Origin of the sequence: Alteromonas pelagimontana, assembly GCF_002499975.2 — a bacterium.
Taxonomy (GTDB): domain Bacteria; phylum Pseudomonadota; class Gammaproteobacteria; order Enterobacterales; family Alteromonadaceae; genus Alteromonas; species Alteromonas pelagimontana.
Genome location: NZ_CP052766.1, coordinates 1,104,812 through 1,118,389 on the forward strand (window position 1 = coordinate 1,104,812; position 13,578 = coordinate 1,118,389).

The following is a 13,578-nucleotide window of genomic DNA, read 5'->3' on the forward strand; positions in this document are numbered from 1 at the left end:
GCTCAGCTCAGAGACAAAGGCGGATTAATATTACATCCATAAATCAAACGGAAACGCGTTGTACAGTTTTTTCGCAATAGGAGTGAAATCTGGTGGCGAGACTATTTCGCGGCTTAACGCTTCTTCAATAGTCGTTACTTTGGGAATGTCTCTACGGCCGGTTCCCTGATAATAATCCTCGTACTTAAACATAGCTTCGCCACTTCCCGAGTCAAAGAAGATAGCAGGGACGCCGTAGGCTTCTGCAATAATTACCCCATGCAAGCTGCTGGAAATGACCAGCTTTGAATTGACGATGCTTTCAATGAAAGAACCGGGATATTGCATCGGTGTGACTAAGTGCTCCTCATGACCTGCATATTTAGCCATGTCATCATTCATATGATTGATAATGATGAAGTCTTTTTTCTGCGGTTGCTCCATTAACTTTTTAGGGTAAAAGTACGGAAGCAAAATGGCCGGGTCGCCATAGATTTGCGGTACTTCAATGTCGCGCTTCATCAGGTAATCACGGGTTAACGGCCCGCGTACGGCGCGCACGTCCAACTTTTTAAAGCGATTAACTTTGTCAGCCATTTTTTTATTTAAACCCGTGCCCCAGATAGTGTCACCGGTGTTGGCGAAGTGCAAAACAGATCCTACACTGACCAGCTTGTTGCTATGATCTTTTTTGTCGGTAATCTGCTTTCCTTTCATAGCAATGATTCGATTAACCAAGTCGTACGCGACATAATCGCCGATATTGGGGCGAGGGTCCTTCTTGGACTGCCACCAGAAAATCAGCTTTTTCTCTTCTTTATGCTTTTGTTTTACTGCCCAGTTATAAAACATCTGTTGTCCTTACTTACAAACTTCCTTTCACTACCGCGCTTGGCCGGTACTCGTTAAGAAAATCTTCTGGCTAATCTATGAATGACGCTTTCGCCGTTGTAGCGCATAAGTTCGTCATTCCCATTAAATTCTTTATGAAAACGCTCTGACCACTGCTGGTTTATCGCTTTACTCTGCTTCTTAGTCACCGGCGCCATGGGAACAGACTGAGGATCAATTTGCAGGTCCATGAAGTCAGCAATGCGTAATACAGCGCTGGCAGGATCGGCTTTTACGTCCTTAAAATTCAGCTCCATATACCGGCTGCCGGTAGCAGCAAAAGTGTAACGCCAGGATGCGTTTTCAAATATCACTCGCCGTAGCCCGTTATCAATTTCCTCAAAACGGTATTCCGGCGTTTTGTCACTGTCACCCTGCCCGGCTATCCATGATCCGGTTTGGCGTGCAATGGCTAAGGAAATGGCCTGTGCCACTACATCATCGCGACTAAGTAAAACAAAATATGCCTGAGGTAGCAGTTGCTTTAATTTTTCAAACCCGCCAAACGCCGCTTGTACGTGAGAATAATGAATTTTAATGCCAAACACACCGTTCGTAGAAGTACGTCTGGCCTTGAGCTCTTGCAATACAGAGGCTACATCATTTACACCGAACTTTTTCTTCCACTTCTCAAGGTTTTTGGCGTTTACGTACTCAAGCGGAAAACCAAATGCACCCGTCTCGCGCAACACATGACCTAGCATATGGCTACCAGAGCGAACCGTTGATGCAATAACCAGAATTTTACTGGTCGCCGTCTGATGAGGATAATCGTATTTATCCGCAAACTGATCCTCGTAGAGCTCCATGTTCCATTCCTCGTAGTGGCGTTAAAGGTGAAGCTGAGTCAGTTAGGCTCGCTGTCTTAGCTTCTTCAATGTTACGTTGGCGATATGACTGAGGGTCACTTTCAAACCCGCCATGTGAATGGATTTTGTTACCCACTTTACCTTATGCTTTTTCAGTGGCAGATAGACCAGTAACTGCGCCGCAACCCTCTTTCTGTAATGGGTTTTTCCAAGAAACAGTTTGTGTTTCTGGGCCGAACGTAAGCGTGAAACCGCCTCTTCTGGTGTCATGCTGGCAACTTTTGCGCCGATACCATCCATGTTCATAAAGCGATAGTAGAAAATCGCCCGAGGAATATTCACCAGTTTATATCCCAACTGATACAGACGAACATACATGTCCCAATCCTGTCCGTTCGGCAGTGTCTCATCAAACCGCTCTTTCAAGGCCAATTGGCGGCGAATACTAAACCCGCTCATTCCACAATACTGGTTCCCTGTACGTAAAACGTCTGCGTCGACAACCGGAGAAGGTTGGACGTAAATTTCGCTTTCTTTCCCTAAGTTTTGATAGCCGCTGACCACCGCATCGGCGCCATCTTCATACGCTTTAACATGCTCAAGTAAGTAATCCGGCATCCAGATGTCGTCATCGTCAAGAAAAGCGATAATGTCGCCGACCGCTGAATCCACACCGATGTTCCGCGCCTTATTTGCACCCGACGATTCTGGTAACAGCTTATGAACAAAATTGGTCTTGTCAGAAAATTCTTTAATTACATCATCATATGGCAAGGAAGATGCATCATTAACAACAATCACTTCTAATGGTTGCACAATCTGAGCAAAAACACCGTCCAACGCTTCTTTCAATTCTGCCGGTCGGTTAAATGTGGTTATTACTACGCTAACAGTTAAGCTCATAATGTCCCTGTGAATTTTGATTAAAGTTATTCCAATTGACCAAGGAAGTCTGTGGAGATTTCCATTTCATGAAAATTCAGGAGCAAGAATCATGCAAGAAATCTTAAAGCAGCAGTCGGAAAAGTATTTGGCGAGGTATCCGAAGATATTCTTCTGCCACGTTCCCAAATGCGCAGGGGTTTCACTTTCTAACGCTATTTATTCTTCAATTTATCCTTCATTTTTAAAAGCCACCAAATTCACCGGCAGCATCGACCTTAAAAGCAGCCGCGTGTGCAGCGAGCTATTAAACGTTGATATGATGACCGCTCGAGAGACGCATCTTATTTTCCACCTTAATGATCCTAAGATGATTTTCACCCATGGTCACTGTATTGCCCGTCCGTCGGTAGTGGGAAATTTTGCCAAAGACTGGCACTTTCTTACTATATTACGTAACCCGGTTGACCGTTTTATATCCGAATTTGTTTACAACAAGTTTAAGAAGTCAGAATGGCTCAAGCATGATGATGACATTGAAACCTATGTCGATTCAGAGAAGGGTTTAACCGCAGGATTAACGTATGCGAAATATTTTTCCGGATACACTAATCCTCATGAAATTATCGCCAATCGAGACACCGTTATAGAAGAAGCTGTTGCCAATATCAGACGATTCTCCGTATTTGGTACCTTAGACAACATGGATAAGTGGCAAGCTCGCTTCAATCAAACCTTTAACACCACTATCAAAATTGCTAATAAAAACGCCAGCCCTAACCAAACTGCCTCATCGGATATCACGGGTAACGCCGCAATAATGGATAAAATTCATACGCTTTGCGACATCGATAACGCTATCTATTCTCGCGTCACCGCTCTGGTTGAAGCAGAATAAGCGGGGCAACCGCATGAGTGAGCGAAAGACGATCAGCTGTGAAAATAGGTAAAAGTTTTTTATCCGAAACACCGTAAAATCATCGCTGATGGCTCTGCTGGAGCATCCATGCTCCAGAAGTTCGGCTAAGAAACCTTCACTTACTGTTTAATAAATATTCACAATCTCGCTCTGGCAGAATAATTTTTCCTACGTCGAGAGAATCGCTTGCCACGATTCTCTTATCGCCTGCTCATTATACTTTTCTAAAGCTTTGCTGATAACAATATGGGAGTCCACGTAATCTATTGCGGCTAGCTGCATCTGCAGGTTCTCAGGGCTGATAATCTTTACAAAAGAGAACTCTTTCGATTTCAGTCGCGCAAAAGCAGAATCAAAACACAAGATGTTTGCGCCCAGGCTCAGGGCCATGTAGAAGGTGCCAGAAGAGATCATAGCGTCGTCATCATGCGCCATAATAACGAATCGAGACGTCGCCACGGCTTCCTCCAGTGCGGCATCCTCCACAAACTCGTTCACCCAATCTACTGATAGCCTTCTTGCAGCTACAATTTCATGCAGTTGCTGGGTGTAAGACTTATCAGAACAAAAACCCATTATCTTTAGCGGCAATGGCTGCGGCCAGACATTCAGTAACGCATCCAGTCTTTTGTAAGGCTTGATAGAGCCAAAATAAAGATATTCGATATTTCTCGCGCCACTGCCAAGAGCGGCGATGTACTGATAAAGCTGCCCCTCGTTCTTGTAGAGCGGATGCTTAACGACGCTGGAATCAAATTTATCGGTCGCTTCCAACGTCACAACTTGATCAGTTACGGCAGATAACAACCGCAGGGTAAACCGAAAGAGTAACGGCTTGCCAGCGGTGTTATGAGGTTTAAAATTGTGTCGCACCCACTGAATGTTATTGCTGAAAAGCCGCAAACTCAAAATACTGATGAAAAACCCAATCACAAATAGCAATCGCTTCGCGCCGCCGAGCCCTTTGCGGTAAGGCTGATCTTCATACCAGTTCAGCACCACCGTATTCGCTTTACGGTTACGAACATTGCTAAGAGCGAATAACCGCTTAAGTGGCTTTACCCTAAAATTTAGCTCCTCAAATACTGTTCGCGTGCGCGCGATAAAGCTGTTGTTGTGCTCTATCGGGTACATATACAAACTCTTATTGTTGCGCATCAGTTTACGGTCTGTCTCTGGGCAGGCCCGCCAACTACAAGTTCTTTTGCTATCTGATGAGTATCTAACGCAATGGTGTCCCAGTTAAATTTATTCAGAAAAGTCTCTTTGTTGATTTTTAGATTTAAGGCTTCAACTTGATTAATTTTCTGGGTCAATGCTTCTACGTTGCCCACCGCAAAGTAACAGTCAGCCGGTAAGCCAATATCCGCATTTGGCACAATATCGCTGATAATCACGTCAGTGCCAGCGCTGATTGCTTCCAAAGCCACAATGGGTAAGCCCTCGTGGTATGACGGCAGACAGAATACACGAGCAAATTTATATAGCGCATTTAGCTCATCACCTTGCCGACGTCCGGCAAAGATTATGTTTTCGTTTCGCTGCGCCATTAATTTTCGTGAATAATCGTCTTCATGATCGGCGTTACCAACAATTACCAGTTTTAAAGGCGTACTGCTATTTTGATAGGCTTTGACCAGGTCGTGAAACCCTTTCTCTGGAACCAACCGTCCCACTGCCAGAATATATTTTTCCGCTTCAAGTGTTAAATCTTTAGGAAGCTTGTCGCGGCTCATGTTGTCGTCCATATCTGCCATGGTGCCATTGGGAACAAACAGGATACGATTGGCGCGTTTGCTGAACGTTTCTTTTAAGCGTTGGGTGAGCGAACGCCCCACTACAATGGCCCGATCTGCGAATTTTATTGCCATTGATTCGCCTAAGCGCAGCATACTTTTAGCAAAAGTATTCCATTTTTGTCTGTCGTAATCCGCGCCGTGATGCGTCACCATTACTTGCATACCCAATATTTTTGCCAGAGGCGTAAACAAAGCCGGGCCAATACCGTGAATATGCAAGATGTCTGGTTTTATCACAAAGCGAGCATAGAAAATCGCTAAAAAGGTATGCAAAAATGTCTCTGCGAACTTGTGCTTTATCGTCCACACAGACCGTAGCTTTACACCCTTATATTCTTTCACAGAAGTGTCGACATAGGGAGAGCGGCATATCACAGTGACATCCATCCCGGCTTTCACTAACCGCGGATACAGTTGCTGGCAGTGAGACTCTATCCCTCCCATGACATTGGGGATCCCTCTTAAACCCACGGCGCAAAGTTTCATAGTACTCTCCAAAAAATTTCCTCCCCGAATGCGGGGCAGGAATTACAGCTTTACTAGCTTCGAAAAAAACTCTGGGCCTTTAGTTTCCTGTGCTTGCGGTAATCTAACAGGCGCAATTGTATTGCCAATGAGAATGGCGTAAAGAATAAGTCCTTCAATATTCCAAAGCGGCATGGTGGCCAGATTCATGATAAGAAACCCCACCATGGATGAAAATAACATCAGCGCAAAACGCTTATTTTTGATTTTTAGCGAGTGCTTTACAAAACTCCCTACAGCGAGTAAGAAACACACCAGCCCAATCATGCCGTACTCATAAAGAAATGAGACATAAGTATTATGTGCATATTTAGGGAACACGCCCGACCAGGATTCAGGCCCATAACCGATCAACATACGAATAGCGTCGCCATTTACATAGGCGTTAATGTACATGCTCCAGAGATAAACCCGGGCTGAGAAAATATCTTTTTCCTCTTCCGTATAATATGCCGGCGCTTTTATCAGATCGTCCCAGCTCGATAGAAACACAAATACATCGGCGAAACGATTTTGCATGGTGTAAGAGAGAGCTAAGAAAACGAATCCCATACCGATTATCGACGTGATAAAAAATACTGGTTTATGACGCTGCGCGATTTTCGCTTCAGCAGCATTAAAAATAAAAAACGCGGTGAGTGGAAGAATAGCCAAAATTGAGGTGCGATAGTTAACTAACAGCAGCAAGACACAGCCGAGGGTAAACAGGACACCCCGGTACTTAATCTGTTTGTCTGCGATCAATCCGACTGTCAGCACAAATGCGGCGATGATCATGGAAAAGGCAGCTTCATGATTATAACCACCAATGTAACTGGTGGAGCCGTCAGCTTCTGTCGCCTTTACTTCGCCCAGAATGATGGACATAATTTCCAGCGATACCGGCAGGAAAAACGCGACCAGCAACTTGCGCAAGACTTCGTCTTTTCCCACTTTGCGAATCGCCATAAACAGCGCTCCCGCAATGACAGTGAAGAAAACCCACTTCACCATTACGTTTACCAACCCCACCAGATTGCCGTTAATCACGCCGCTCACGATGATTGCCGCAAAAAACAGATAAATTACCGACAAAGTACGCAGCGATAGCACCTTAGGCGGCAGCAATAATAGCCCCGTGAAAGCAATGCCAATGGAGGCAATGGCGTTTATCGAGAAGCCAGCAGCAATAGGAGTATAAGTAATTTGATGAAAAGCAGACAAAAAGTACCGCAGCCATACCGCTAACACCGCAAAAGCAAGGTATTTGTTACAACGTCTGGAAACGGTTTTATAAACTAAATAAGCACTGATAAGCCCAAATAGTATTTTAACCAACAGAAACATATGACCTCTCTCCGGTCGGCTCTGCAGGCTCTAGCACATTAATAATTTTGTGGCGGAAAATTGCATTACTAAAATCTCTCGCCCGGGCAGCGCTTTTGTAAGCGTAGGCTTCGCACTGAATGTCATCCTGTAAATAGTTTAACGCTTGCGTTACTCCTGCCACATCATTTACTGCGCACAGACATCCGTATTTCTCGGCAGCAAAATGCTCTACCTGCAAAGGGTATTGACCGGACAGTATTTCCGCCGGACCAGATTCGCAGTTAGTCGCCACTACAGCTTTCCCTAAACACATAGCCTCCACTATGGCATTGGGAAAACCTTCTGCGTTTGAGGTGGAAACAAAAAACTTCGCTTTCTGAATATAGGGGTAAGGGTTAGCTTTAAATCCCAGAAAATGTACCCTTTCAGCAACACCTAAAGATGCAGCTTTGGCAATGAGTGCTTCTTTGTCTTCCCCCTGCCCTAAAATAACCAGATCATCGGTCAAAGTTGAATGCGCGAACGCTTCAATCAGCAAACCAAAGTTTTTATTTTTGGTTAAACGACCGGTGCCGATAATATAATCGTTGGTAGGTAAATCCTCGACTGCCTGCGATGCCAGCGTCTGGATTTGGGAAATGTCATAGGGGTTATAAACGATATCAACGCGCTCTGACGCAACGGAAAAATTCTTGACCAAATCTGCTTTAACGCCCTCTGACACAGCAATAATTCGTTCTGCATAGGGATAAGTCAGCGACACCAGCTTCTTGCTGAAGGTATCCTTCAAGCCCCCTGAAAAGTGACTGCTGGTATTTACCCGCTCGCTGATAACGGCGCGATATTTTAGCTGCTTGCTTAGCACTACATTTAACATATTGCTGCGAGTTAAAAAGCTTACACAAATTTCAGGTTGTATATTTTGCAACGCGCTACGTAAAAGTGAATAACCTGAGAGTAAACTTCCTTTTGTATCTAATACCCGTTTTTCGACATACGCCGGGCAGGAATGGGCTTCTTCAACATCATCTAAAAGTATTAGATAAACTTCGGCGTTTTCTTCACGAAAATAGCCTTCCATGATATCTAACAGCTTACACATTACGCGTTCGGCACCACCTCCTTCTAATGAATTGATCAGAAATGCCACGCGTTTGCGCTGTTGTTGCATGGGAAATGTCCTTATTCTAATAATGCCGAAGTCTCACTTAAGCTATTTGCCATTCACAAACTGTACCAGTTCGCAAAATACTACGAACCTACCAGATAGCATGTATTTCATTTAATAGGGAATTGGCCGGAGTGCAATAATATATCATGTTTAGTTGAAGCTTTTATGATTCGAAATGCAAAAAAAGAGTCGTCTAGACCTTCAATAAATTTGATGTAGGTAAGACTTTATCTGCCAATGCGCCGATGATTGAGCTATCTGCTTTTCACCCGTAAAATAATGGTAGAATGACATTCTTGTCGATGTGGTCAGGCATTTGCTAGTGGTGAAAGGATTATTGATAATGAATCATGCGGCTTATGACAGGATAACGCCCTGTATTTCTTTATGCATTCACCTCGCTACTACAGCATAAAAGGGAATAACCAGAAGGGAGGCATTGGTGAACTTTCACCTGTCCAAGTTTCAGAAAATAGCAACACCCAGCCGTTCTTGTTTCATCGCAACAATTTTAATTTTGTTGTGGCTCCCTCTTCCGCTGGGTTCTGCGACAGCTTGGGGATGGTTAACATTAACTGTGCTACTAGTGACTATATCCGCAATATACGGGTGGCAGCATCAGGCTGTCGCTAGCGTGATTATTCGGCGCAACCGTTATCTTTTTTGGGGCTGGATTGCCATCTTCTGTGGACAGTTATTGCAATTGCTGCCTCTGCCGCTATTTATTATTGAGTGGGTAAGACCGGAGCGCCTACATAATCTGGCTGTCTTAGATAGCCAGTGGCTTTCACTGACATTTAATAATCAGGATACGCTTTTATCGCTCCTGCGCACCCTTAGTTTTTTCTGTCTTTTCTTGCTGACACTACTCATGATCCGTTCTGCACGGAAAACTAAACTGCTACTTCAATTTATTTTCGGAATGGGCATTTTCCAGGCGTTGTATGGAAGCTTTTCACGTGGTTCAGGACAATCACACAGTCTGATCCTCGATCTTCCCGTTGCGAACGGCGCCTCCGGCACCTTTCTTTCGAACGCCTATTTTTCGCATTTCTTACTGTTAACCTTAGGCGCGGCACTCGGTTTATTGGTTTTAAAGATTAAACCTTCTGTTACCTCAACAGCACGAGAAAAAATCAGAAGACTGGTTAAATATTTTTTCAGCAGAAAAGCCGCGTTTCGGCTCGGGGTGCTATTTCTTGTTTTCGGAATATTGGTGTCAGAATCTGTTATCGGCGTAATGGCTGCGTGTATAGCAACAACCGGCTGCGCGTTGTACGGGTTAAAAGTTTTTAAACCGCGCCCTACGTATTACACATATTTTGTAGGTCTACTTGTAGTTGTAGATATTGTGGTGGGAATTGGAACCCACGCACTGATACCTCCCGACCTGCCTGAAAAGACAATTACCGCGGCGCCGTCGTTAAACCCAAACTTGTTTAAAAAGCCTTCCTCACCTGGTGTTTTTCATTTTGGCGTACTAGGTGCTGGGGCGGGAACCGCAATAGACACGGCGGCCGCTTTTCAGGATATTCCCATTCCTGGTCACTTAGCAGCGCCGCAAAATGATTACGGACAGTTTCTAATCGAATTCGGCCTCCCTCTTAGTTTAGTTTTTCTTGCCATGTTTGGGTGGTGTTTTGGTCATGCTGTGGTTGCTATGGCGAAACGCCGTCATGTGGTTTTTCGCGGAGCGGCATTTGCCTGCGTTATCGGATTATCGGGAACGATGATCCAGATGATCGCCAGCACGCCGTTGCAGTCGCCAGCAAATGCTGCGTATGTTACTGTATTGCTTGCTTTATCACTATCCAGTTTCCAGTGTCGAAAGTATCAGAGAGCTTAATCTGTGTATGTAATTGAACAAACCGTACGGGAATCTCCCACTATTCAACGTGTATTGAGAGAAATGCCGCCAGAAGTGGCTGATACGTTTTCGGATGATCAGCTTCGTCACCTGAATAAAGCATTGGGGGGAAGAAGTTGGGCGCGGCACAAAATCGACTGCCGGGGATCGTTTAATTTTTGGCGTGGCAGCTACTATTTTGTTTTTTTAGCTGGAAAAAATGTTCGTGAGTTAACCCGCCTGGAGCAACAAACCAGTCGTATCACCCTAGCACTGCTGGGAACGCTGTTTTTAGTATTTTCGTTTGCAGTGGGAATGCTGTTCTTGTATTTACTTAAGTCTGCTCTGGGCATCGACTTGCTCGATGGCATCTCGCTGGGGATTTGGGATAAATTCAGGCAGCTGTGGTAACGAGCTGCCTGAAATATCTTTTTTGTATAACCTGAGTGCAGTTACAGACTAAGCAGTGTAAACGCCGACGATTTTTCCCGGTGTTAGCTTAAACAACTTATCTGCGTATTCCTGGTCGACCTGCTCGCTGACAAGGACGTAAGCCTGTCCCATATCGTTGGGCCGGCGCTCTGTATCATGCGTATCAGACGCCACCAAATCAATTTGTCGATTCGCCAGCATCTCCAGACTTACATCCCTTACCTGCTCACCAAACCGTCCGGTGAGTGCACCCGCTGTGACCTGCAACAAACACCCTTGATTGCGTAACCACTGGATTTTCTCCGGTCGTTTAAGAATATCCCGATTACGCTCTGGATGCGGGATAAGAGGCTGAACCTTAGACGCCTGGAGCCATCGCAGAAGATTGTCAAACCCAGCCGGAATATGGCTATGAGGCATTTCCAGCAGCAACACAGATTTACCGTTATGCTGACCTAAAAAAGGCAACTGCTTTTCTGCCATCCAGCCAGGTATTAATTCACTGACCCGCACCTCACCGGCAAACGAAATATTCAATTCAATGCCGTTTTTGATGATTTCCTCTCGCAGGCCAAGAAAGCCAGCTTTAATGGTATCAATGGTATTATCGTAGTGCCCCCAGTGTATGTGCGGCGTACATACCAGATGCGTGACACCAGCATCTACCGTTTGGCGAGCCATGGCGAGCGCCATATCCATGGTACGAGCGCCATCATCGATACCGGGAATTATGTGACTATGTACATCAATCACTACTTTACCTCAACTTTAGCTATGGGCATTGTAACCATACTGATCGTAGAAACCGCCATACCGCTCAGAAACATCTGATTTGCGTAAATCTACCTGGTTCAGCACCACACCATCGACGCGGTGACCCACCTGAAGAAAACGGCCCAAACCATTCTTAATCATTTTCTCGCTGGTACTGTCTGCCCGCACAACATAAATTACGGAATCACAGGATTTAGACACCACCATAGCATCACTTACCGCTTGCGTAGGTGCCGTATCAACGACAACATATTTATAATGCTTTTTCAAATAATTGATAAGAGCACGGAAGCCATCACCGGCAAGAAGTTCTTGCGGGTTTGACGGAATGCTTCCGGCGCAAATAAGATCAATGCCCGATTGCTCATCATGTACCAGACATTCATCCAAAGAATGGGTTTTCATTGTCAGGTTTGACAGCCCTGGCTGATAATTTGGAACATTGAACCGTTTGCCCACAGCAGGGCGACGTAAATCTGCATCAATCAAAATCGTTTTATCTAACTGTCCCAAAGCAAATGCCAGGTTAATGGACACGGTAGTTTTCCCTTCCTTCGGCACACTTGAGGTAACCAGAATCGCTTGGTTCTGCTTTTCAATATTGATAAGCGATAAACTGGTACGCAAGGTACGCACCGCTTCGCTGAACTGATGAAACTTGTTGTCGAAGAAAGCCCGAAGCGGTACATCTTCTTTGCGCTTTTGAACCAAGATGGGAATTAAGCCTAGCATACGCTGCCCCAGCTTCTTCTCAACATCATCCACGGAACGTACACCACTGTTGAGTGCTTCAAGTACAAAGGCCAGCAGCACGCCGAATCCAAAACTCACTACCAGTGCGGCTCCAATTAACAAAGATTTATTAGGCGCGGTAGGGTTATTAGGCGGCACAGCAGGGTCAAGAATGCGCGCGTTAACCGATTCAAAGCCACCAATTTCACTGGTTTCTTTTAAGCGGGTAAACATCGAGTTGTACAGTTGTTGATTTATGTCCACATCGCGTTGCAATGCGCGGCGCTGGTTTTCTAAATTAGATAACTTGCGATACTCCGCTTTAACGGTAGAAACTTCTTCCTGCAACGTGGCAACCCGCTCCTGCGCGGCGCGAAATTGTGTAGTAATACTGGAAATAAGATCGCGGATTTGCGTTTGTAGCGTGTCTCGGACTGATGCCAGTTCGGCATTAGCCGCTACCATCTGCGGATGTTTCGCTCCGTACACCTTGCTAAGTTCTGATACCCGGCTCAATGCCGCCGCTTCTTGCCTGCGGACACTTTGAATATTGGGGTGGTTAAGCACTTCAGGTAATCTCGCCAGCGCACCATAATCTGCACCATTGCGCTGCGTTTGCTCATAAATTGTGCGATTCTGCTTGAGTGTAGTTTGCGCGTCAATAAGCTGATCACTGAGTTGCTCCAGTTCTTCAGCAGTTAATCCCACCACACCATTACTCAAATTGACCAACTGGTTATCTTCGTAAAATTCCGACAGCTTTTTCTCTGCTTCAGCCAGTTTATCACGCAGACCATCCATACTTTCTGTTAAAAATGACGTCGCCTTGGTGGTCATGTCAACTTTAGCCTGCAGATAATTTTCTATATAAACGTCGCCCATTGTATTGGCAATTTGTGCCGCTAACTGTGGTGAATCGCTAATGGCGGTTATTTCAATTACCTGAGTATTGTCTACCAAAGACACTTTAATGGACCGCATCAATTTATTAATTGCTGCCTGACGACGTTTATCGGCACGTTGCTCTTCCGTGAGTTCGGTTTTTTCCTGCTTTGGTAAGAAAGGAATGGCAGATTTAATCCAGTTTTTAGCTTTATTTAGAATTGCGATTCCACCATCCGAAGGTGGCATAAAAACGGGATCGTTGGCCAAATCAAGTTCATCTACAGCGCGAGACGCCACTTGGCGCGACTGAATGATTTCGTATTGGGTCTGCATATAATCTTTACGGGTGGTGTCAGATTTGTATATCTCTTCAATAGACATCACGTTGGCAGGCTGAGATTCAATTAACAGACTCGCGGTAGCTGAGTAAATAGGCGTCATCTTCATGACCACCAGGGCTACGAGTAAAGTAAACAAAATCGCCAGTACGATGATACGACCTGCATACCGCTTAAAAACTTGCCAGTAATGTGCAAAATCGATGGTTTCATCGTCGAGAATATTAGCCTGAAGCTGATCCCTCATTTTTATAGACATAGCTATTCCTTCGTCCTCTTGCTATACAA

12 protein-coding genes are annotated in these 13,578 nt (G+C 45.0%); 3 read left to right on the forward strand and 9 right to left on the reverse strand.

The genetic code is table 11. The annotated features are described in order from the left end of the window. Positions 1-30 precede the first annotated feature (30 nt). Genes CA267_RS05050 through CA267_RS05060 form a run of 3 tightly spaced genes read right to left on the reverse strand, consistent with a single transcriptional unit; the run spans position 31 to position 2,582 of the window. A complete protein-coding gene (locus CA267_RS05050; RefSeq protein WP_075608503.1) occupies positions 31-831 on the reverse strand; it encodes a polysaccharide pyruvyl transferase family protein in 801 nt (266 codons plus the stop codon). Positions 832-884: 53 nt separating this feature from the next. Continuing rightward, the gene (locus CA267_RS05055) at positions 885-1,679 is read right to left on the reverse strand and encodes a Stf0 family sulfotransferase (RefSeq protein ID WP_075608502.1); all 795 of its coding nucleotides are present in this window, start codon (positions 1,677-1,679) and stop codon (positions 885-887) included. Between the two features lie 42 nt (positions 1,680-1,721). Further along, positions 1,722-2,582, reverse strand: coding sequence for a glycosyltransferase family 2 protein (locus CA267_RS05060; RefSeq protein WP_075608501.1), 861 nt, complete (start codon positions 2,580-2,582; stop codon positions 1,722-1,724). Between the two features lie 91 nt (positions 2,583-2,673). Between CA267_RS05060 and CA267_RS05065 the strand changes: the two genes are divergently transcribed. After that, entirely contained in the window at positions 2,674-3,459 is a 786-nt protein-coding gene (locus tag CA267_RS05065) for a sulfotransferase family 2 domain-containing protein (RefSeq protein WP_075608500.1), read from the forward strand. A gap of 189 nt (positions 3,460-3,648) precedes the next feature. On the opposite strand, the gene CA267_RS05070 is transcribed toward CA267_RS05065, so the two are convergent. Genes CA267_RS05070 through CA267_RS05085 form a run of 4 tightly spaced genes read right to left on the reverse strand, consistent with a single transcriptional unit; the run spans position 3,649 to position 8,283 of the window. Further along, entirely contained in the window at positions 3,649-4,614 is a 966-nt protein-coding gene (locus tag CA267_RS05070) for a glycosyltransferase family protein (protein WP_097349114.1), read from the reverse strand. Positions 4,615-4,637: 23 nt separating this feature from the next. Further along, positions 4,638-5,765, reverse strand: coding sequence for a glycosyltransferase family 4 protein (locus CA267_RS05075; RefSeq protein WP_075608498.1), 1,128 nt, complete (start codon positions 5,763-5,765; stop codon positions 4,638-4,640). A gap of 42 nt (positions 5,766-5,807) precedes the next feature. Further along, complete coding sequence (locus CA267_RS05080) at positions 5,808-7,130, reverse strand: O-antigen ligase family protein (protein ID WP_075608497.1); 1,323 nt, start codon at positions 7,128-7,130, stop codon at positions 5,808-5,810. Beyond that, on the reverse strand, positions 7,114-8,283 hold the full coding sequence (locus tag CA267_RS05085) for a glycosyltransferase (RefSeq protein WP_075608496.1): 1,170 nt from the start codon (positions 8,281-8,283) through the stop codon (positions 7,114-7,116). Before CA267_RS05085 ends, CA267_RS05080 begins: the two co-directional genes overlap by 17 nt. Positions 8,284-8,725: 442 nt before the next feature. Here CA267_RS05085 and CA267_RS05090 point away from each other — a divergent pair, with 442 nt between their 5' ends. Both CA267_RS05090 and CA267_RS05095 read left to right on the forward strand, forming a co-directional pair. Further along, entirely contained in the window at positions 8,726-10,129 is a 1,404-nt protein-coding gene (locus tag CA267_RS05090) for a hypothetical protein (RefSeq protein WP_139316222.1), read from the forward strand. 3 nt (positions 10,130-10,132) lie between these two features. Continuing rightward, positions 10,133-10,540, forward strand: a complete 408-nt coding sequence (locus CA267_RS05095) for a hypothetical protein (RefSeq protein ID WP_075608493.1) — start codon at positions 10,133-10,135, stop codon at positions 10,538-10,540. Between the two features lie 48 nt (positions 10,541-10,588). Here CA267_RS05095 and CA267_RS05100 read toward each other — a convergent pair whose 3' ends face one another. Beyond that, positions 10,589-11,314 carry a tyrosine-protein phosphatase gene (locus CA267_RS05100; protein WP_075608492.1) on the reverse strand — a complete coding sequence of 242 codons (726 nt, stop codon included), beginning with the start codon at positions 11,312-11,314 and terminating at the stop codon, positions 10,589-10,591. A 15-nt stretch (positions 11,315-11,329) separates the two neighbouring features. Beyond that, positions 11,330-13,549: a GumC family protein gene (locus CA267_RS05105; protein ID WP_075608491.1), complete on the reverse strand. Its 2,220-nt coding sequence runs from the start codon at positions 13,547-13,549 to the stop codon at positions 11,330-11,332. Between the last annotated feature and the right edge of the window lie 29 nt (positions 13,550-13,578).

Bases quoted from the DNA above. Each gene is read 5' to 3' on its own strand.
- CA267_RS05050 (WP_075608503.1), bottom strand. From the start codon at position 831: ATGTTTTATAACTGGGCAGTAAAACAAAAGCATAAAGAAGAGAAAAAG.
- CA267_RS05055 (WP_075608502.1), bottom strand. From the start codon at position 1,679: ATGGAGCTCTACGAGGATCAGTTTGCGGATAAATACGATTATCCTCAT.
- CA267_RS05060 (WP_075608501.1), bottom strand. From the start codon at position 2,582: ATGAGCTTAACTGTTAGCGTAGTAATAACCACATTTAACCGACCGGCA.
- CA267_RS05065 (WP_075608500.1), top strand. From the start codon at position 2,674: ATGCAAGAAATCTTAAAGCAGCAGTCGGAAAAGTATTTGGCGAGGTAT.
- CA267_RS05070 (WP_097349114.1), bottom strand. From the start codon at position 4,614: ATGTACCCGATAGAGCACAACAACAGCTTTATCGCGCGCACGCGAACA.
- CA267_RS05075 (WP_075608498.1), bottom strand. From the start codon at position 5,765: ATGAAACTTTGCGCCGTGGGTTTAAGAGGGATCCCCAATGTCATGGGA.
- CA267_RS05080 (WP_075608497.1), bottom strand. From the start codon at position 7,130: ATGTTTCTGTTGGTTAAAATACTATTTGGGCTTATCAGTGCTTATTTA.
- CA267_RS05085 (WP_075608496.1), bottom strand. From the start codon at position 8,283: ATGCAACAACAGCGCAAACGCGTGGCATTTCTGATCAATTCATTAGAA.
- CA267_RS05105 (WP_075608491.1), bottom strand. From the start codon at position 13,549: ATGTCTATAAAAATGAGGGATCAGCTTCAGGCTAATATTCTCGACGAT.